The 18,495-nt window shown below is 66.3% G+C and carries 20 protein-coding genes; 10 read left to right on the top strand and 10 right to left on the bottom strand.

The window, feature by feature from the left end; translation table 11 throughout:
* Positions 1–45 precede the first annotated feature (45 nt).
* The 4 genes from uvrB to WI560_RS27725 form a co-directional block, all read right to left on the bottom strand.
* On the bottom strand, positions 46–3,009 hold the full coding sequence (gene uvrB, locus WI560_RS27740) for an excinuclease ABC subunit UvrB (RefSeq protein WP_375305742.1): 2,964 nt from the start codon (positions 3,007–3,009) through the stop codon (positions 46–48).
* Between the two features lie 93 nt (positions 3,010–3,102).
* Positions 3,103–3,333: a hypothetical protein gene (locus tag WI560_RS27735; RefSeq protein WP_375305741.1), complete on the bottom strand. Its 231-nt coding sequence runs from the start codon at positions 3,331–3,333 to the stop codon at positions 3,103–3,105.
* A 56-nt stretch (positions 3,334–3,389) separates the two neighbouring features.
* Complete coding sequence (locus WI560_RS27730) at positions 3,390–3,614, bottom strand: hypothetical protein (protein ID WP_028134417.1); 225 nt, start codon at positions 3,612–3,614, stop codon at positions 3,390–3,392.
* Positions 3,615–3,737: 123 nt separating this feature from the next.
* A complete protein-coding gene (locus WI560_RS27725; RefSeq protein WP_375305740.1) occupies positions 3,738–4,655 on the bottom strand; it encodes a LysR substrate-binding domain-containing protein in 918 nt (305 codons plus the stop codon).
* Positions 4,656–4,865: 210 nt separating this feature from the next.
* Between WI560_RS27725 and WI560_RS27720 the strand changes: the two genes are divergently transcribed.
* The 3 genes from WI560_RS27720 (at position 4,866) to WI560_RS27710 (ending at position 6,698) form a co-directional block, all read left to right on the top strand.
* On the top strand, positions 4,866–5,645 hold the full coding sequence (locus WI560_RS27720) for a TSUP family transporter (RefSeq protein WP_375305739.1): 780 nt from the start codon (positions 4,866–4,868) through the stop codon (positions 5,643–5,645).
* Positions 5,642–5,872 (top strand): hypothetical protein, encoded by a 231-nt coding sequence (locus WI560_RS27715; protein WP_375305738.1) that lies wholly within the window; start codon positions 5,642–5,644, stop codon positions 5,870–5,872. The genes WI560_RS27720 and WI560_RS27715 overlap by 4 nt, the downstream gene beginning before the upstream one ends.
* A gap of 127 nt (positions 5,873–5,999) precedes the next feature.
* Positions 6,000–6,698, top strand: coding sequence for a glutathione S-transferase family protein (locus tag WI560_RS27710; RefSeq protein WP_375308927.1), 699 nt, complete (start codon positions 6,000–6,002; stop codon positions 6,696–6,698).
* A gap of 126 nt (positions 6,699–6,824) precedes the next feature.
* Here the strand turns inward: WI560_RS27710 and WI560_RS27705 are convergent, their stop codons facing one another.
* On the bottom strand, positions 6,825–7,022 hold the full coding sequence (locus tag WI560_RS27705) for a hypothetical protein (protein ID WP_375305737.1): 198 nt from the start codon (positions 7,020–7,022) through the stop codon (positions 6,825–6,827).
* 114 nt (positions 7,023–7,136) lie between these two features.
* On the opposite strand from WI560_RS27705, the gene WI560_RS27700 reads away from it, so the two are divergent.
* The 3 genes from WI560_RS27700 to WI560_RS27690 all read left to right on the top strand — a co-directional run bounded on the left by WI560_RS27700 (position 7,137) and on the right by WI560_RS27690 (position 10,180).
* Positions 7,137–8,549, top strand: coding sequence for a DUF1800 family protein (locus tag WI560_RS27700; protein ID WP_375305736.1), 1,413 nt, complete (start codon positions 7,137–7,139; stop codon positions 8,547–8,549).
* Positions 8,550–8,551: 2 nt separating this feature from the next.
* Entirely contained in the window at positions 8,552–9,772 is a 1,221-nt protein-coding gene (locus WI560_RS27695; RefSeq protein ID WP_375305735.1) for a DUF1501 domain-containing protein, read from the top strand.
* A gap of 84 nt (positions 9,773–9,856) precedes the next feature.
* Complete coding sequence (locus tag WI560_RS27690; RefSeq protein WP_375305734.1) at positions 9,857–10,180, top strand: antibiotic biosynthesis monooxygenase family protein; 324 nt, start codon at positions 9,857–9,859, stop codon at positions 10,178–10,180.
* A gap of 185 nt (positions 10,181–10,365) precedes the next feature.
* Here the strand turns inward: WI560_RS27690 and WI560_RS27685 are convergent, their stop codons facing one another.
* The 5 genes from WI560_RS27685 to WI560_RS27665 form a co-directional block, all read right to left on the bottom strand.
* Positions 10,366–10,821, bottom strand: a complete 456-nt coding sequence (locus tag WI560_RS27685; protein WP_375305733.1) for a GNAT family N-acetyltransferase — start codon at positions 10,819–10,821, stop codon at positions 10,366–10,368.
* A 71-nt stretch (positions 10,822–10,892) separates the two neighbouring features.
* Positions 10,893–11,702 (bottom strand): PAS-domain containing protein, encoded by an 810-nt coding sequence (locus WI560_RS27680; protein WP_375305732.1) that lies wholly within the window; start codon positions 11,700–11,702, stop codon positions 10,893–10,895.
* A 126-nt stretch (positions 11,703–11,828) separates the two neighbouring features.
* Complete coding sequence (locus WI560_RS27675; protein ID WP_196236061.1) at positions 11,829–11,975, bottom strand: hypothetical protein; 147 nt, start codon at positions 11,973–11,975, stop codon at positions 11,829–11,831.
* Positions 11,976–12,060: 85 nt separating this feature from the next.
* A complete protein-coding gene (locus tag WI560_RS27670) occupies positions 12,061–12,237 on the bottom strand; it encodes a hypothetical protein (RefSeq protein ID WP_164718788.1) in 177 nt (58 codons plus the stop codon).
* A 159-nt stretch (positions 12,238–12,396) separates the two neighbouring features.
* Positions 12,397–13,047 carry a glutathione S-transferase family protein gene (locus WI560_RS27665; RefSeq protein ID WP_375305731.1) on the bottom strand — a complete coding sequence of 217 codons (651 nt, stop codon included), beginning with the start codon at positions 13,045–13,047 and terminating at the stop codon, positions 12,397–12,399.
* A gap of 602 nt (positions 13,048–13,649) precedes the next feature.
* Here WI560_RS27665 and WI560_RS27660 point away from each other — a divergent pair.
* The 4 genes from WI560_RS27660 to WI560_RS27645 all read left to right on the top strand — a co-directional run bounded on the left by WI560_RS27660 (position 13,650) and on the right by WI560_RS27645 (position 18,495).
* A complete protein-coding gene (locus tag WI560_RS27660; protein WP_375305730.1) occupies positions 13,650–14,852 on the top strand; it encodes a pyridoxal phosphate-dependent aminotransferase in 1,203 nt (400 codons plus the stop codon).
* Positions 14,853–15,201: 349 nt separating this feature from the next.
* Positions 15,202–15,684 carry a DUF992 domain-containing protein gene (locus WI560_RS27655; protein ID WP_375305729.1) on the top strand — a complete coding sequence of 161 codons (483 nt, stop codon included), beginning with the start codon at positions 15,202–15,204 and terminating at the stop codon, positions 15,682–15,684.
* Between the two features lie 200 nt (positions 15,685–15,884).
* A complete protein-coding gene (locus tag WI560_RS27650; protein WP_375305728.1) occupies positions 15,885–17,933 on the top strand; it encodes an elongation factor G in 2,049 nt (682 codons plus the stop codon).
* 289 nt (positions 17,934–18,222) lie between these two features.
* Positions 18,223–18,495 (top strand): helix-turn-helix domain-containing protein, encoded by a 273-nt coding sequence (locus tag WI560_RS27645; protein WP_028134433.1) that lies wholly within the window; start codon positions 18,223–18,225, stop codon positions 18,493–18,495.

The following is an 18,495-nucleotide window of genomic DNA, read 5'->3' as shown; positions in this document are numbered from 1 at the left end:
CCGGAGCGCCGCAGAGCGGCGACGGCGCTAATGAACCTGCGCCGCCTACCTCTTCTTCCAGCCCCCGCGCCGCCCCGGCATCCCGCCCGTCGACTTCGGCGCCGGCCCGAACTCCGGTCCGGACTGCCTTGAGTCCGTCGGCTGGATGATCCGGCTGGTGCTGCCGAACGGCTTTGCCGGCAGGCTCGGCTTCTCGCGGTAGGGCAGGGATTCCGGGCCGTGCATCTCGTCGAGATGCGGCTTGTGCACCTTCGAGCCGCTGCTGCCGCCGCTTGCCTTCAGCGCGGAGCTCACGGTCTTCTTCTTCATCGCGCTGACGGGCAGGTTGGCGGCATCGCCGTATTTCCTCGTACCCGCATAGGCGCCGGCCTTGCCGGCGACGGTGCGCTGCTTGGCGGTGGGATCGTCGACCACCGCGAGCTCGGTGGCGCGCAGGCGCTTGACCTCGTCGCGCAGGCGGGCGGCCTCCTCGAAGTTCAGGTCGGCGGCGGCCTCGCGCATCCGCGTTTCCAGGTCGGCGAGCACGGCTTCGAAATTGTGGCCGATCGAGATGACGTCGTCGGTCATGTCGTGGCCGCCGACCTCGACCAGCACGTGGTCGCGCTCGTAGACGGAGTTGAGGATGTCGCCGATCTGCTTCTTCACGCTCTCCGGCGTGATGCCGTTGGCGTTGTTGTACTCGACCTGCTTCTCGCGGCGCCGGTTGGTCTCGGCGATGGCGCGCTCCATCGAGCCGGTCATCTGGTCGGCGTAGAGGATCACCTTGCCGTCGACGTTGCGCGCGGCGCGGCCGATGGTCTGGATCAGCGAGGTCTCGCTGCGCAGAAAACCTTCCTTGTCGGCATCGAGGATCGCGACCAGCGCGCATTCGGGGATGTCGAGGCCTTCGCGCAGCAGGTTGATGCCGACCAGCGCGTCGAAGGCGCCGAGGCGCAAATCCCTGATGATCTCGATGCGCTCGATGGTGTCGATGTCGCTGTGCATGTAGCGGACGCGGATGCCCTGCTCGTGCAAGTACTCGGTGAGGTCCTCCGCCATGCGCTTGGTCAGCACCGTGATCAGCGAGCGATAGCCGGCCTGCGCGGTCGCACGCACCTCGCCGACGAGATCGTCGACCTGGGTACGGGCCGGGCGAATGTCGACCGGCGGATCGATCAGTCCGGTCGGGCGAATGACCTGCTCGACGAACACGCCGCCGCTCTCGTTCAGCTCCCAGCCGCTCGGCGTTGCCGAGACCGCGATGGTCTGCGGCCGCATCATGTCCCATTCCTCGAAGCGGAGCGGGCGGTTGTCCATGCAGGAGGGCAGGCGGAAGCCGTATTCGGCCAGCGTCGCCTTGCGGCGGAAGTCGCCGCGGAACATGGCGCCGATCTGCGGAATGGTGACGTGGCTCTCGTCGGCGAAGATCAACGCGTTGTCGGGGACGTATTCGAACAGCGTCGGCGGCGGCTCGCCGGGACGGCGCCCGGTGAGGTAGCGCGAATAGTTCTCGATGCCGGCGCAGCTTCCGGTCGCCTCCATCATCTCGAGGTCGAAGGTGGTGCGCTGCTCCAGCCGCTGCGCCTCGAGCAGGCGCCCCTGGTTGTGGAGCTGGTCGAGCCGCTGCTTCAGCTCCGACTTGATCGACTTGATCGCCTGCACCAGCGTCGGGCGCGGCGTCACATAATGCGAGTTGGCGTACATCTTGATGAATTCGAGCTCGTCCTGCTTGTGGCCGGTGAGCGGATCGAACTCCTCGATGGACTCGATGGTGTCGCCGAACAGGTTCACGCGCCAGGCGCGGTCCTCATAGTGCGCCGGGAAGATGTCGATGACGTCGCCGCGCACGCGGAAGGTGCCGCGGGTGAAATCGGCCTGGGTCCGCTTGTACTGCAACGCGACGAGGTCGGCGATCAGCTGGCGCTGGTCGATGCGCTCGCCCTTCTTCAGCGCGAAGGTCATCGCGGTGTAGGTCTCGACCGAGCCGATACCGTAGATGCAGGACACCGAGGCGACGATGATGACGTCGTCGCGTTCGAGCAGCGCGCGCGTCGCCGAGTGGCGCATGCGGTCGATCTGCTCGTTGATCGAGGAATCCTTCTCGATATAGGTGTCGGTGCGCGGGACGTAGGCTTCCGGCTGGTAGTAATCGTAATACGAGACGAAATACTCGACCGCGTTATCAGGGAAGAAGTTCTTGAACTCGCCGTAGAGCTGGGCGGCCAGCGTCTTGTTCGGCGCCAGGATCAGCGCCGGGCGCTGCGTCTTCTCGATGACCTGCGCCATGGTGTAGGTCTTGCCCGAGCCGGTGACGCCGAGCAGCACCTGGGTGCGGTCGTTGCGATTGATGCCCTCGACCAGTTCGTCGATCGCGGTCGGCTGGTCGCCGCGCGGCTCGTAGGACGACTTGATCTCGAAGCGCACGCCGCCTTCGGACTTTTCCGGGCGCGGCGGCCGGTGCGGCGTCCACACCTTGGTGGAGCCGTCGTCCTTGCGGAATTCCGGCCGGCCCTCGCGGATCAGCGATTCCAGGGCATCGGCGGTGGCCTTGACGCCGAGCGCTTCCATCTTGCTGCGCGGCGGCCGCGCCAGCGCCTCGGCATCGTCCTCCTCGGTGGGAAGCCCGAGCTGCCGCGCCAGTTCCGGATCGAGCGTCGGGATGGTGGCCGCCGTGCCGTAATTGGCCTGCGGCGCCTCGTCGAAGCCTTCGGCCGACGCGCGGGCGCCCGCTGGCTGCGGATTTGGGCGCAGCGGCATCGGGCGTGCGGTATCTTGCGGAAACTCCTTCGGTGTCGAAGCCCGCGCGCGATGCGCCGCGGCCTCGCCGCCTGAGCGGCGGTCGCGCGAATTGTCCGGCGGCGGCTGCAATCCGGTGCCCGATCCGAGCCCGGCGTCGCCGCGATTGATCGCGGGATTAAGCAATTCGGCCAGCGCCGGCCCGATCGGCTGCACGTCGGGCCGATGCGCCTTCGAGTTCGGAGTCTTGGGGGATTTGCCGGATTTTTCGGGGGATGCAGGTTTCTTCGCCATGAGGCGAATATGGGACGAGTCCGCCTCCCGATAAAGGGCGAATGGCCGTCGCCATGCAGGCTGCTGACAGCAGGTTGTCAGCAGGAAGGAACCTTACGCCGCCGGCAGCGGGCCCTCGCCGTCCTCGTTCGCTTGATAGGGTTCGAGGATGTCGAGATGGAGGCCGCCGCAATCGGTGCAGCGCATGGCCCAGTACTCGCAGCCGGCGCGCCCGCCAATGACCCGGAGCACGGTGAGATCGCCGTCGCATTCCGGGCATTTGGACAGCACGGCGCGGGCGTAGATCCTCGGCCGCGACGGGTCTTCGAATTCGATGACTGACATGACCGGTTGCCCCTTCTTGACCTGCGCTGTCCCTGGTTGCCTGTCGTCCGGCCCGCTCATTCGTCGTCGCTGTCGGTCCGCCGGCGGAAGCGGTCGATGTGGTGCTTGGCGTCGGCGATCGCGGCGTTCTGATCCGGCCAGGCGAAACCGACCTCCATGGCCGGAAACAGCACGCCGTCGATGGCGAGGGGGCTGAGATCGGCGCGGCGGATGCGGGCGTGCCAGAGGCCTTTGCCAGCCTCGAAGGATTCGATGTCAAAGCCGTCGTAGAGGGTCGTCATGGTCGTCCCCGAAAGTGTTCCGTACGTGTCTTGTTGGAGGGTCAGGGGACCACGATTGCGATTTTCGGGATGTGAAGCCGTTCACAAGTGGGCGGCTTTTTTGCCCAAGGGGCCGATCAGGCGTCAGTTCCGCGCCGCCGTACGGCCGCTCCGCTTCACCGGCCGGGCCGCGGGTTCCGCCGCCGCCCGCATGATCCAGCGGCGGAACGCGGCAAAGTCGCGCTGCTCGGTCTGGAAGCTGCGATAGAGCAGATACCAGCGCATGCCCTTGGGCACCGAGAGGTCGAACGGCGCCACCAGCCGGCCGGCGGCGAGGTCGTCGTCGATATAGGGGCGGATGCCCATGGCGATGCCGAGCCCGTCGGCGGCGGCCTGCAGCGCCTGGCCGTAGAACTGGAACTCCGGCCCACGTGCGCTGATCCGGGTCGCGCCGGCGGCCTTCAGCCAGATCGGCCAGTCCTCGGGCGAATGTGCGACGCGGATCAGGCTCGGTCCCTTCAAATCGGCCGGGCGCTTCAGCCCGCTCGCGAGGCGGGGCACGCAGACCGGCGTGAGGTCGCCTGCGAACAGCGGCTCGGCGACGAGGCCGGGCCAGTCGCCGGTGCCGAGCTTGATGCCGCAGCTCCAATCCTCGCCGAACGGCACCGACGCGCCGCCGGTGGTGAAGCGTACCTCGATATCCGGCTCCTCGCTGCGAAACTCCGACAGGCGCGGGATCAGCCAGCGCATCGCAAAGGTGTGGCCGACGCCGATGGTGAGCACGCGGACGCTCGCCGGCGCCGTCACCTGCGCGGTGAGGCTGGCCAGCGCATCGAAGATCGGCGTCAGTCCGCTCTGATAGGCGCGGCCGGCCTGCGTCAGCACCAGGCGGTTGGCCTTGCGCTCGAACAGCGCGAGGCCGAGCCGTTCTTCCAGCAGATGCACCATGCGGCTGACCGCGGCTGCGGACACGCTCAGCTCGAGTCCGGCCGCGGCAAAGCTGCCGGTCCGCGCCGCCGCCTCGAATGCCTTGATGCCGTTGAGAAACAGCAGCCGCCGCAAATGCAGGACCCTTGTGCCAAGACCCTCAGGAAAGCTGAGGCCAGGGCAAGATAACTCAGTTTGCGAAGCAGGGGCAAGCGAGGCACTAGAATGAGCGCAATTCCTGCTGATTTGTTGGAGCGCGGGCGCGGCCTCTTCGCCTCTCCCCCGCTTGCAGGGCGAGGGGAATGAGCAGCTCCTCCCTTACATGCACCACGGAGATTTTGCTCAGTGACGCCCCTCATGATCGCTGCCCTCGGATTGCTGATGGTCGCCACCGCGTTCCTGTCGGGGCTGTTCGGCATGGCGGGCGGGCTGATCCTGATCGGCGTGCTCCTGGCCTTGATGCCGCTGCCGACCGCGATGGTGCTGCACGCGATCACCCAGATGGCCTCGAACGGCTGGCGCGCGTTGCTGTGGCGGGCACATATCCGCTGGCGGCCGGTCGCGAACTACATGGTCGGCGCCGCCGTCGCGCTCGCGGCGTGGTCGCTCACGCGCTACGTGCCGGACAAGCCGATGGCGCTGCTGTTGCTCGGGGTCACCCCGTTCATGGCGCGGCTCCTCCCTGCGAACATCAAGCCGGACCCTGATCGTCTCTGGCAGGGCACGGTCTACGGCACGATCTGCATGGGCCTGATGCTGATGACCGGCGTCTCCGGCCCGCTGCTCGACACCTTCTTCCTCGGCGGCAATTTCGGCCGGCGCGAGAAGGTGGCGACCAAAGCGATGTGCCAGGTGGTCAGCCATTTCACCAAGCTTATCTATTTCGGCGGCATCATCGATCAGGCCGCAAGCCTCGACCCCGTGCTCGCCGGCGTCGCGATCGCCGCCTCGATGCTCGGCACCACGCTGGCGCGGCGCATCCTGGAGGCCATGACCGATCAGCAGTTCATCGCCTGGTCGAACAAGCTGATCACCACCATTGCCTGCTATTACATCGCCTATGGCGGCTGGCTGTTGCTTCGCGCGCCGGTGCTGGCCGCTTTCGACAAGGGAGGTTTGCAATGAGCGAGACCGCCGATCCGCTGGTGCTGGACTTCGTCGAATGGGTCGCGCGCGAGCCGCGCGCCTATGCCGAGGTGATTTCGACCTGGAAGACCTCGTGCCCGCGTCTCACCATCTGGGAAGACGCCGCTGAGCGCGGCTATGTCGCGCGCGAGACGCTGCCCGGAATGGGGCTGATCATCGCGGTGACGGAGGATGGCGAGAGGCTGCTGCGCGCGAACGGGCGGTGATACGCAGATCTGTCTCCACATCGTCATTGCGAGCGCCGGCGAAGCAATCCAGAATGCTTCCGCGGCGGCAGCCTGGATTGCGTCGCCGCAAGAGCTCCTCGCAATGACGGAGCCAGTGGAGGCGCCTTTGTCACTCAAGCTCTACGAACTCGTCGGCACCGACCCCTCGCGCCCGTTCAGCCCGTATTGCTGGCGCACGCGGATGGTGCTGGCGCATAAGGGATTGGCGGCGGAATCGCTGCCATGGCGTTTCACCGAGAAGAGCACACTTGTGCCGCACGGCTCGGAGAAGGTGCCGGTGCTGCTGCACGATGACAGGCCGATCGTCGATTCCTGGAATATCGCGACCTATCTCGAAGACAAGTTTCCGGATCGTCCGTCGCTGTTCGGCGGCGAGGGCGGCCGCGCCATGGCGCGCATGATCAATGCATGGGGCGATATCGCCATCGTCGGCGGCATCTTCCCGCTGATCGTCGCCGACATTCCGAACAATCTCGGCGAGACCGACGCCGCCTATTTCCGGCAGTCGCGCGAGGCGCGCTTCGGCGGCAAGAGCCTGGAAGATGTCATGTCGAGCCGCGACACCGGCGTGGTCGCCTTCCGCAAATCGCTCGAGGTGATGCGCCAGACGCTGAAGAAGCAGCCCTTCATCGGCGGCGGCGCGCCGAACTATGCCGACTACATCGTGTTCGGCGGCTTCCAATGGGCGCGCGTGGTCAGCCCGTTCAAGCTGCTGGAGGCGGACGATCCGATCCATGCATGGCGCGAAAAACTGCTCGACGCGTTCGACGGCATGGCGCGGACATCGCCGGGGTTTGCGGTGTAGGGCGAGGTCTCCTCACTGTCGTTTCCGCGCGCGCAGTTTCGTAGGGTGGGCAAAGGCGCCCTCGCGCCGTGCCCACCACCTCTCTCGATCGCAAAACTGCGTGGGCACGCTTGTGCTTTGCTCACCCTACGATGCTGCCTCCGCCGCCGCCTTGCGCAAGCATTCGCGGCACAGGCAATCCTCGCCCGTGACCGGCATCGGTAGTTTCGCAACCTCTTCCGCGCACCAGCAATTGCCCGAGAGATCGCAACCAAACTCGGTGCCGCAGCGCGCGCAGGCGAGGCGGCGCGGTTTCGGCGGTGAGGATTCTTTCGGATTTGTCATGATTTGCGCCGAAGCTTCGCCGTGATTTTCATGTCGGGTTCATGCGTCGTTACGGTATATTAGGCGTCGCGCGCGGACTCGGAAAGCGGCTCCCGGCACGCGAAGGACAAATCGATGGCCCGCGATTCGCAAGCCGCGCTCGTTGCGCTCAACCGGTTCGGCTTCGGTGCCCGCGGCGGCGCCTCGGGCGATCTGATCAACGCAAGCTCGGATCCGCGCGGCTTCGTGAAGGCGGAGCTCGCGCGGCCGAGCGGCGTGCTGCTGGAGGCGCCCGGTCTGCAATCGACGCAGCAGCTGGGGCAGGCCGTCTTCGCCTATCAGGATCAGGTCAGGCAGGCGCGCGAGGCGGCAAAGACCGCCGCGCCCGCCGACATGCCGGCGCCGACCGAACAGAAGCCTGCGCCGCAGCCGCTCAACGTCATTCAAAAGACCTTCCGCGCTGAAGCGCTGGCACGGTTGCAGCGCGCGACGCTGGCAGAGTGCGGCTTCACCGAACGGCTCGTCGTGTTCTGGTCCAACCATTTCTGCATCTCCGCGAGCAAGGGCGAGCTGGCGCGGATCTGGGCGGGCGCGTTCGAGCGCGAGGCGATCAGGCCGCACGTGCTCGGGCGCTTCGCCGACATGCTGAGGGCGGTGGAACAGCATCCGGCCATGCTGTTCTTCCTCGACAACCAGCAATCGCTCGGCCCGGACTCGCGCGCCGGGCAGAATCGCAAGCGCGGCCTGAACGAAAATCTCGCGCGCGAGATCATGGAGCTGCATACGCTCGGCGTCGGCGGCGGCTATACGCAGGACGACGTCACCTCGCTCGCGCGCATCATCACCGGCTGGACCTTCGCCGGACGAAAGGGCCAGCTTGGGCCCCCCGGCTCCTTCGTGTTCAACGCCAATGCGCACCAGCCGGGACCGCAGGTGCTGCTCGGCAAGACCTACGAGGCGGCGGGGCTCGCGCAGGGCGAGGCCGCGCTCGCCGACATCGCACGGCATCCCTCGACCGCGAACTTCATCGCCAGCAAATTCGCTCGTCACTTCGTTGCCGACGATCCGCCGCCGGCGCTGGTCGCGCGGCTGCGCGACGTCTTCGTCAAGACCGACGGCGATCTCAAGGCGCTTGCGACCGCGCTGGTCGAGTCCGACGAGGCCTGGAAGGCGCCGCTGACCAAGATGCGCAGTCCCTACGATTTCCTCGTGGCGAGCGGACGGCTGCTCGCGCGCGTGCCGGAGGATCCCGGCGCCTATCTCAACAATCTCAATCTGCTGGGCCAGCCGCTGTGGTCGCCGGCAGGGCCGAACGGTTTCCCGGATACCAGCGCCGCCTGGGCCGCGCCCGAAGGGATCAAGCTCAGGCTCGATATCGCCGCGCAGATCGGCGCGCGGCTCGGCAACAATATCGACCCGCTCGACCTTCTCGAGTTCGCGGCGGCCGATGCGGCCTCGATCGAAACGCGCAGAACCGTCGAACGGGCGGAGTCGCGGCAGCAGGCGCTGGCGTTGCTCTTGATGTCGCCGGAAATGCAGAGGAGATGATCATGATCGACTGCGTCGAGAACCGGCTCCTCACCTCGCGCCGCGGTCTTTTGCTCGGCGGCGCCGCGTTCGCGGCCTGGGCTTACCTGCCGAAATTCGCACGAGCGGCCGACGGGCGCGATCCCCGGCTGATCGTGGTGATCCTGCGCGGGGCGCTCGACGGGCTTTCGACCGTCGCGCCGATCGGCGATCCCGATTATGCCGGCCTGCACGGCTCGATCGCGCTCGCCGCGGAGGGCGCGCATCCCGCGATTCCGCTCGATTCCTTCTTCGCGCTGCATCCGGCCATGCCGGAATTTTCGCGCATGTATCGCGACAAGCACGCGGCGGTGATTCATGCGGTGGCGACGCCCTATCGCGATCGCTCGCATTTCGACGGACAGGACGTGCTCGAAAGCGGCTATGCCGGGCCGGGTCGCGTGCAGTCCGGCTGGCTCAACCGCGCGCTGGAGGCGCTGCCGCGCGGCGAGCGCGTATCGAGCGGTCTTGCGGTCGGACCCACCACGCCGCTGGTGCTGCGTGGCAACGCGCCGACCGTCGGATGGGCGCCGGTGGCGCTTCCGCAGGCGGATGACGACACCGCGATGCGGCTCGTCGATCTCTACCGTCACCGCGATCCCGCGCTGGCGACGGCGCTGTCGCAGGGCCTCCAGCTCGACAAGGCCGCGAGCGGCGACGACATGAAACGCAGGCCCGGCAATGCGGTGGCGCAGATGCGCCAGGTCGCGCGCGGCGCGGCCAAGCTGATGGCGGCGGATGACGGTCCGCGCATCGCCGCGCTCGCCTTCGACGGCTGGGACACCCATGCCAATGAAGGCGGCCCGGTCGGCCGCCTCGCCTTCCTGCTCGGCGGGCTCGACGGCGCGCTCGCCGAATTCGAAAGCGGCCTGGGAGAGCGCTGGCGCGACAGCGTCGTCGTCATCGCCACCGAGTTCGGCCGCACCGCGCGCATCAACGGCACCGACGGCACCGATCACGGCACCGGCACGATCGCGCTGCTCGCCGGCGGCGCCGTGAAGGGCGGCCGCATCATATCGGATTGGCCGGGCCTCAAGCTTGCGAACCTCCACGACGGCCGCGACCTCAAGCCGACCACGGACCTGCGCTCGGTGATCAAGGGCGTGCTGCAAGGGCAGTTCGGCCTGTCCGATCGCGTGCTGGCGGAAACGGTGTTTCCGGACAGCGCCAGCGCGAAGCCGATGAGGGGATTGGTGGCGTCATAGCAGCCGCCGTCATTCCGGGTCCGCGCCTTGCGGCGCGTCCCGGAATGACGACATGATGGGCCGAGCATCAGGAGAACCACACCCATGTACATCGCCATGAACCGCTTCCGCGTCGCCAAGGGCTCCGAGGCCGCCTTCGAGCAGGTCTGGCTTTCGCGCGACACGCATCTGGACAAGGTGCCGGGCTTCGTCGAATTCCATCTGCTGCGCGGGCCGGAAGCCGAGGACCATACGCTCTACGCTTCGCACACGGTCTGGGCGAACCACGCGGCGTTCGAGGCCTGGACCAAGTCGGAGGCGTTTCGCGCCGCGCATCACAAGGCAGGCGACAACAAGCCGCTCTATCTCGGCCATCCCCAGTTCGAAGGTTTCGAGGTGATGCAGACGGTGGGACGCGGCGCCAAATAGCGCCGCCTGCCGCCATGCTGACGAGGCCGACAAAAAATGCGGCCCCTGTCAGACGCGGCGACTGACGGGGACCGCTTTGAGGCGCTTGACCGGTGACGGGGGCCTGATCAGACGCAGCTGCACCGTAGCCCCGCTATGTTACGCGCGGGTGACAGCGGCACTTATCCACAGGGCGCGCGCGGGAATCAGAAGACCTTGCGATAGACGATGAAGCCGGAACGCTCCGCGACCTTGTCGTACAGGCGCTGTGCCGTGAGGTTGGTCTCGTGCGTCTGCCAGTAGACGCGTGGCGATCCCGCCAGCTTTGCCCGTTCGTAGACGCCATGGATCAGGGCCGAGGCGACGCCCTTGCCGCGCGCGGCTTCGAGCGTGAACAGATCCTGCAGATAGCAGGACGGCTCGATCGCCGTGGTGCTGCGATGGAACAGGTAGTTTGTCATGCCGAGCAGCTTGCCGTCGCTCTCGGCGACGAGCCCATGCACGGGCTCATAGGCATCGAAGAAGCGCTGCCACGTCATGCGCGTGATCTCGGGAGCGAGCGCGGCCGGGCCGGAGCGGCCGTAGAAGGCGTTGTAGCCGTCCCATAGCGGCAGCCATTGATCATAGTCCTGCCTGGTGACGGAGCGAACGGTGAGCGACATGTGGATTTCCGCGATCGACGAAGCGTCTTTCATACGGGATGATGGGTGCGGTGATCAATCGCGCAGTTGAATCACTCCGCGACGCGCAGATACCGGATCAGGCCGCGGGCGGTGGGATCGCGCAGCGAGCGGTAATAGTCGGCGCGTGACGGCGCATCGGTGTGACGCACGAGGTCGGTCACCGGGGTGTAGCTGAGCATCCGTCCGCCGTCCGGCAGCGCCGTGCAGACGAAGCGCAGCACGTCGCCGCTGCGCAGGGCGATGTTGATCGGCGTGGCATCGCCGGTCCGCACCATCTCCATGCGCTGCGCGATGAAGGTGCCGAGCTCGTCTTCGGGCAGCTCGAACGCACCGGTGTCGCGGCCGTGATACATCAGCGCGACGAAGGGCGGCTTGCCGTCGGCGATCTGGTCCGGCAAGGCGAAATAATAGCGGAACGCGCGGTTTATGAACTCGGCGCGTGTCTCGGCATCGAGCAGCACGATGCCGATATCGACCTGGTCGAGCGCGGCCGACAGCCGCACGGCGGTGGCGTGGCTGCGGCGCTCGGCCGCGAACGTGCCGAGCAGCCGCTGGCGCATCAGGCCGGTGATGCCGGCGGTGCCGGCAGCGGTGACGGCCAGGAGGCCGAGCTGGACCAGATCGGCGATGGAGGCGGAAACGCCGTGGCGACCGAGCACGAGCAGCGTTGCACCGGACACCGCGATGGCCGCGCTGGTGACGGCGGAGCCGAGACCCGACAATGCGCCGGCGAGCGCCACGATGCCGACGAGCAGCGGAGCCGGCGTGGGCGTGGGGATCAAGCGATCGAACGGCATCGCCAGCAGCAGGGTTGCTGCCGTCAGCACCGGACCGGAGATCGCACGCCATCCGAACCGCATGGACAGTCTCGCCCTCACGACGGAGGTAAGACCGCAAGTCTGACGGATCGTTGCGCCGCTGCGATGCGGATTCGTGCGGTGTGCTTAGGGCGCGCTTGCTCGCAAGCCTAAGGCTTTCGGATGATTTTAAGCCAAGTGCGTGTGCTTGAGCGGCTGTTGCAGCGCAGGCGCATTCAGCGTCGACGTCCCCGGCGCCTTGCGCGTACCGACGACGATCAACAATGACGCCGCGACCAGGATGGCCGCAGTCAACGTGATTGCAACGACTACCACAGGTGATTTCATCGAGGTCCTGTCGCGATGCCGGCCGGCGCGGGGCATGCGGCGCCTTGAAGACAGGACCGGGATGAAACGGGAATCAGACCGGCAGGCCCATCGCCATGGTCGCCTTGGTCGACAGCACCGTCAGCGTGACGATCAGGCACAGCGAGAGTGCGGCGACGGCGAGCGAGGCCGCAACCGCGTTGGTCAGCCGGGAAGACGCGACGGTAGCGGGATGGCCCTGAAAGCCGGCCGTGCCGGACGCCCGTGTCATGGTCTAAATCCTTCAACGCGCGAGCGAATCACCCGCAACGTTCCACAATTTCCCAGCTTGAGCCGGCAACATTGCGGCGGCTATCCTGCTGAAAATGGCCGGAATGCGGCAAATAATACCTTTATGCCCGCTATTCCCCAGGGCAGCGGGTGGGGCCGATCATGCACTGGCGGCAATGCTGGCGGGGTCGTCGACGTCGGCCGGCCGCCAGTCCATCGACACGAAGCCGGGCGCGGCTTCCACCCGCTTCAGCCAGTCCCGGATTGCCGGGAAGGTCGAAAGATCGAAGTCGCAGCGGTCGGCCAGGTGGGTGTAGCCGTACAGCGCGATGTCGGCGACGGTGAGCTGGCGCGCGGCGAAATAGGCGTTGGTCTTCAGGTGATTCTCCATCACCTGGAGCGCGCCATAGCCGCGCTCCATCCAGTCTTCCAGCGAATGGGTCTGCAGGTCGCGGCCGCCCTTGACCAGCGACAGCCAGAAATAGGCGGCACCGATGTTCGGCTCGAGCGCGTGCTGCTCGAAGAACATCCATTGCAGCGCCTCGGCGCGGTCGATGCGATTCTCGGGTGCAAGCGGAGTGCCGACGGCGACGTACCAGAGGATGGCGTTGGACTCGGCGAGATAACGGTCATCGCCGACCTCGAGCAGCGGCACCTGTCCTGACGGGTTCTTGCTCAGAAAGTCCGGCGTGCGGCTCTCGCCGCGCAGAATGTCCACCTCGATCGCTTCGTAGGGCAGATTGAGCAGCGCCAGCGCAAGGCGGACCTTGTAGCTGTTGCCGGAGCGTTGCATCGAATAGAGCTTGTACATTCTGGAGTTCGATTCCGAAGACGGGAGACGCGGCGCTCGTTGCCCCTGAGCGCGGCTAAACAATGATGCCGATGCGAATCCGCCGCAAGGGTCAGCCAATAGAAAAACTCGAAAACCCTACCGCATTGCAATGCAGCGGAAGATCATTTCCGCGTGGCCATGCAAATCAGTTCACGCTTGCGTCAACGCGGGGACATATCCTCGCGCGCACTTGTGTGAATGGCTGAGCGGCAGTTACGAGGCGCTGAAACTTCACATCGTATTGGCCGGCCCTGACCCGTTACGTCGAGGTCGCGCTCGGCACCTTGGTGTCGAGCCAGCCAAGCTCCAGCGAAGATGGCGAGCCCAGGCATGGGCCGTCTGCTCGATCGCGAACGGCCTGAAATTGCTCCGAGGACAAGCCTTGCCGGATATGAGGGGTTTGCGCGGCAGGTTTGCGGAAAATTGCGGGAATCCTGCCTCGACCCGCTCCAGATCCGTAAACTTTCTCGAGATCGGGCCGAAGTTTCTTGCGGTGCAGCGGCTCACGTTTTAGGGTGGCCTCATTCCCACAATCGGAGTCGTGAGGCGAAAGGTTTCACGACGCTTGTCAGGAGATGACGATGTCCTTCCTTGCCGCTGCGCTCGACCGTGTGAAGCCGTCCGCGACCATCGCGGTCACGGATAAAGCACGCGCGCTGAAAGCGGCGGGCCGCAACGTCATCGGCCTAGGGGCCGGCGAGCCCGACTTCGACACGCCCGCCAACATCAAGCTGGCGGCGATCCGCGCCATCGAAGCCGGCAAGACCAAGTACACCGCGGTCGACGGCATTCCCGAGCTGAAGGAGGCGATCATCGCCAAGTTTCAGCGCGAGAACGGCGTCACCTACAAGCCGAACCAGATCATCGTCGGCACCGGCGGCAAGCAGGTGCTCTACAACGCACTGATGGCCACCATCAATCCGGGCGACGAGGTGATCATTCCCGCGCCGTATTGGGTCAGCTATCCCGAGATGGTGGCGCTCGCCGGCGGCGAGCCGGTGCCGGTGGTCTGCACCGCCGCGACCGGTTTCAAGCTGCAGGCCGAAGCGCTCGAGCGCGCCATCACGCCGAAGACCAAATGGGTGATCCTGTGCTCGCCGTCGAACCCGACGGGGGCCGCCTACACGCGTTCGGAGCTGAAGGCGCTCACCGACGTGCTGGTGAAGCATCCCCATGTCTGGGTGATGACCGACGACATGTACGAGCACCTCGTCTATGACGACTTCCAGTTCACCACGGTCGCGCAGGTGGAGCCGAAACTCTACGACCGCACCCTCACCGTGAACGGCGTTTCGAAGGCCTATTGCATGACCGGCTGGCGCATCGGCTATGCCGGTGGTCCCGCGCAGCTGATCAAGGCGATGTCGACGATCCAGTCGCAGTCGACCTCGAACCCGTGCTCGATCGCGCAATGGGCCTCGGTCGAGGCGCTGAACGGTCCGCAGGACTTCATCCCCGCCAACAACAAGGTTTTCAAGGAGCGGCGCGACCTCGTCGTCTCCATGCTCAACCAGGCCAAGGGGATCGAGTGCCCGCGTCCCGAGGGCGCCTTCTACGTCTATCCGTCCTGCGCCGGCACGATCGGCAAGACCGCGCCGTCGGGCAAGGTGATCGGCAATGACGAGGACTTCGTCACCGAGCTGCTCGAGACCGAAGGCGTCGCGGTGGTGCAGGGCTCGGCCTTCGGCCTCGGACCTGCATTCCGCATCTCCTATGCGACCAAGACCTCGGACCTCGAAGACGCCTGCAAGCGTATCCAGCGCTTCTGCGGCAATCTGCGGTAAGCCTGGCGCGGCAAGCGGAGTCCTCTTCTCGCTCTTGTGGGATCGGAGTTCTCTCCGCGAGTCTGGAATCGTAGGGTGGGCAAAGGCGCACGAGCGCCGTGCCCACCATCTCTCTCGATCGCAAAGAATGCGTGGGCACGCTTCCGCCGTCGCTCTTCGAGCTATGGCGGACAAGTCGCTTTGCCCACCCCACGATATCTGCGAAAGGGCCCGCCACTGGCGGGCCTTTCATTGTTTGCACGCTGATTGCCGTGCTCGATCTGGCACCACAAGCACACTTGTGGCATAGACGCGCAACGCGGGTGGCGCTCTCTCTGCTCGCATCACGTCATTGCCGGAGATATTGTTCATGCGCCGTTCGCTCCTTCTCGCCGGACTCACCGCCGCCAGCCTCGTCGCCTCGGTCGCGAATAGTGATGCGCAGCAGCAGCGGATGGCGCGGGTCGGCGTGCTCGAATGCCGCGGCGGCGCCAGCGTCGGCTTCATCGTGGGATCGGTGACTCATCTCGGCTGCGTGCTGCGCGCCGACGGCTTGCCCGATGACCGCTATGTCGCGACGATCCGCAAGGTCGGCCTCGACATCGGTATCACCCAGGAGACTGCGCTCGCGTGGGGCGTGTTCGCACCGGTCGACCGCCTCGGCCCCGGCGACCTCTCCGGCAATTACGTGGGCGCGCAGGGCAGCGCCTCGGTCGGCGTCGGTCTCGGCGGCAACGTGCTGGTCGGCGGCTCCAACAATTCGATCGCGCTCCAGCCGCTCAGCGTGCAGGGCCAGGTCGGGTTCAACATCGCCGCCGGCCTTGAGAGCCTGGAACTCCGCCCGGGCCGTTGAGCGCCTGGGGCGCCGCTGCTTTACCTCTCCACGTCGGGGAGAGTTGGAACACCGAGCCTAGCCCGTAGAATTATAAGACTTGATCGAACTGACGACGCACCGCAGCGACGTTTGATGCTTGCCAAATCTCGGGGAGGGGCAGAGCATCTGCGTTTGCCGACCCAATCACGGGCCGAGCTCCACACCAAGGAGGCGGCGAAATGGGACAAGACGTCAGAAGTCCCCGAGGTCCACGGTGCATCGCGCTGGTGGGCCCTTTCCAAAGCGGTAAAACCACACTTCTCGAGGCGATCCTGGCGCGAACGGGTGCAATCCCGCGCGCCGGCAGCGTCGATGCCGGCACCTCCGTCGGCGACGCCACGCCGGAGGCCCGTCATCACAAGATGACCGTCGGGCTGACTGCCGCCACCACGAATTTCATGGGCGACAGCTACACCTTCCTCGATTGTCCCGGTTCCGTCGAGTTCGCCCACGACATGCGCGCCGCGCTGCCCGCAGTCGATGCGGCGATCGTGGTCTGCGAGGCCGACGAGAAGAAGCTGCCGCAGCTTCAGATCATCCTGCGCGAGCTGGAGGAGCTGAAGATCCCGCGTTTCCTGTTCCTCAACAAGATCGACCGCGCCAGCCAGCGCATCCGCGAGACGCTGGCGATGCTGCAGCCCGCCTCCCGCGTGCCGCTGGTGCTGCGCCAGATCCCGATCTGGAAGGACGAGCTGATCGAGGGTTTCGTCGATCTCGCGCTGGAGCGCGCCTTCATCTATCGCGAGCACAAGGCTTCCGAGGTGGTCGCGCTCGAAGGCGGCGATCTCGATCGCGAGAAGGAAGCCCGCTTCTCGATGCTGGAGAAGCTCGCCGATCACGACGATGCGCTGATGGAGCAATTGCTCGAAGACATCCAGCCGCCGCGCGATGCGGTGTTCGACGATCTCGCCCGCGAATTGCGCGACGGGCTGATCTGTCCGGTGCTGCTGGGTGCCGCCGCGCGCGAGAACGGCGTGCTGCGCCTGATGAAGGCGCTGCGTCACGAGGCGCCCGGCATCACACAGACCGCAAAACGCCTCGGCGTGCCCGAGAGCAAGGACGCGCTCGGCTATGTCTTCAAGACGCTGCATTCGCAGCATGGCGGAAAGCTGTCGTTGACGCGGCTGCTCGCCGGCCACCTCGACGACGGCGCGACGCTGCAATCGTCCTCCGGCGGTGCGGGGCGGATCTCAGGCATCCTCGCCGTCAACGGTGCCTACGACACCAAGCGCGCCGCGGCAGAGGCCGGCGACACGGTGGCGCTTGCCAAGCTTGATCCGATCAAGACCGGCGACACGGTCTCGAACGGCAAGACACCGCCGGCGGCATTGATCACGATCGCGCCGACGCCGCCAGTGCTCGCGATTTCGATCGCGGCGGCCGATCGCAAGGACGACGTCAAGCTCGGCCAGGCGATGGCGCGGCTGCACGAGGAGGATCCCTCCCTGGTCGTCGTGCAGAATGCCCAGACCCACGACACCGTCTTGTGGGGGCAGGGCGAGATGCATTTACGCGTTGCCGGCGAGCGGCTGCGCGACCGCTTCGGTGTCAAGGTCACCTCGCATCCGCCCGCGATCGGCTACCAGGAGACCATCCGCAAGCCGATCACCCAGCGCGGGCGGCACAAGAAGCAGTCCGGCGGCCACGGCCAGTTCGGCGATGTCGTGCTCGACATCAAGCCGCTGCCGCGCGGCGATGGCTTCAAGTTCGCCGAGAAGGTGGTGGGCGGCGCGGTGCCGCGCAACTACATTCCGGCGGTCGAAGAAGGCGTCGTCGACGGATTGGCGCGGGGGCCGCTCGGCTTTCCCGTCACCGACGTGGAGGTGACGCTGACCGACGGCTCCTATCACAGCGTCGATTCCTCCGATCTCGCCTTCCGCACCGCGGCGCGGATCGGGCTGAACGAAGGCCTGCCGCAATGCCAGCCGGTGCTACTGGAGCCGATCCACGTGGTCGAGATCGTCTGCCCGACCGAGGCCACCGCCAGGATCAACGCGATCCTGTCGGCGCGGCGCGGCCAGATCCTCGGCTTCGACACCCGCGAGGGCTGGAGCGGCTGGGACTGCGTCCGCGCCATGATGCCGGAAGCCGAGATCGGCGAGCTGATCGTGGAGCTGCGCTCGGCCACCGCTGGCGCCGGCAGCTTCACGCGCCAGTTCGACCACATGGCCGAAGTCACCGGCCGCGCCGCCGACCAGATCATCGCCGCGCATCAGCACGCGGCGTGAAGCTGTCTCTCGCGTCGTAAGGGATCGCAGTAGGGGAGGCACCGGTCTCTCTCACGCCCTCTCCCCGTTCTTACGGGGAGGGCGCGTGGTGAGGGGCTGCCTCCACGAGCGTGCCCGTCCTTCAGGCCGCGCCGGCGCCCAAACCACCGTCATTGCTTCGTCGCAAGAGCTCCTCGCAATACCGGAGGAGACAGACGGGCAGCCACTTGCGCTCACCGCCAGATGATGTATTTTATATCATTGTATACGTTCTAGATATCATTTATGGGTCCTGGTAAGTGAGGCCGAGGTGATCACGTCATTCCAGATGCGGGCAGCCCGCGCGCTGCTCGGCATTGACCAGAAAACCCTGGCCGAGCTTGCCGGTGTGTCGTTGCCGACCATCCAGCGGATGGAGGCTTCGACCGGGAATGTGCGTGGCGTGGTCGAGACCCTGATCAAGGTGGTCGAGGCGTTCGAGCGGGCCGGTGTCGAACTGATCGGCGAGCAGGTCCGCAGCGACGGCGGCGGGCGTGGCGTTCGCCTGAGGGAGCCCGGACCGCCGCGCCGTGTCGGAGCATGA

Origin of the sequence: Bradyrhizobium sp. A11 (genome assembly GCF_042077125.1) — a bacterium.
In the GTDB taxonomy this organism is placed as follows: domain Bacteria; phylum Pseudomonadota; class Alphaproteobacteria; order Rhizobiales; family Xanthobacteraceae; genus Bradyrhizobium; species Bradyrhizobium japonicum_B.
This window is presented reverse-complemented; position numbering and strand designations above follow the sequence as displayed.

Excerpts from the sequence above, each read along its gene's own strand:
- WI560_RS27660 (WP_375305730.1), top strand. The coding sequence starts at position 13,650 with ATGTCCTTCCTTGCCGCTGCGCTCGACCGTGTGAAGCCGTCCGCGACC.
- WI560_RS27690 (WP_375305734.1), top strand. The coding sequence starts at position 9,857 with ATGTACATCGCCATGAACCGCTTCCGCGTCGCCAAGGGCTCCGAGGCC.
- WI560_RS27735 (WP_375305741.1), bottom strand. The coding sequence starts at position 3,333 with ATGTCAGTCATCGAATTCGAAGACCCGTCGCGGCCGAGGATCTACGCC.
- WI560_RS27650 (WP_375305728.1), top strand. The coding sequence starts at position 15,885 with ATGGGACAAGACGTCAGAAGTCCCCGAGGTCCACGGTGCATCGCGCTG.
- WI560_RS27730 (WP_028134417.1), bottom strand. The coding sequence starts at position 3,614 with ATGACGACCCTCTACGACGGCTTTGACATCGAATCCTTCGAGGCTGGC.
- WI560_RS27700 (WP_375305736.1), top strand. The coding sequence starts at position 7,137 with ATGGCCCGCGATTCGCAAGCCGCGCTCGTTGCGCTCAACCGGTTCGGC.
- WI560_RS27670 (WP_164718788.1), bottom strand. The coding sequence starts at position 12,237 with ATGACACGGGCGTCCGGCACGGCCGGCTTTCAGGGCCATCCCGCTACC.
- WI560_RS27705 (WP_375305737.1), bottom strand. The coding sequence starts at position 7,022 with ATGACAAATCCGAAAGAATCCTCACCGCCGAAACCGCGCCGCCTCGCC.
- WI560_RS27685 (WP_375305733.1), bottom strand. The coding sequence starts at position 10,821 with ATGTCGCTCACCGTTCGCTCCGTCACCAGGCAGGACTATGATCAATGG.
- WI560_RS27695 (WP_375305735.1), top strand. The coding sequence starts at position 8,552 with ATGATCGACTGCGTCGAGAACCGGCTCCTCACCTCGCGCCGCGGTCTT.
- WI560_RS27655 (WP_375305729.1), top strand. The coding sequence starts at position 15,202 with ATGCGCCGTTCGCTCCTTCTCGCCGGACTCACCGCCGCCAGCCTCGTC.
- WI560_RS27665 (WP_375305731.1), bottom strand. The coding sequence starts at position 13,047 with ATGTACAAGCTCTATTCGATGCAACGCTCCGGCAACAGCTACAAGGTC.
- WI560_RS27715 (WP_375305738.1), top strand. The coding sequence starts at position 5,642 with ATGAGCGAGACCGCCGATCCGCTGGTGCTGGACTTCGTCGAATGGGTC.
- WI560_RS27680 (WP_375305732.1), bottom strand. The coding sequence starts at position 11,702 with ATGCGGTTCGGATGGCGTGCGATCTCCGGTCCGGTGCTGACGGCAGCA.
- uvrB (WP_375305742.1), bottom strand. The coding sequence starts at position 3,009 with ATGGCGAAGAAACCTGCATCCCCCGAAAAATCCGGCAAATCCCCCAAG.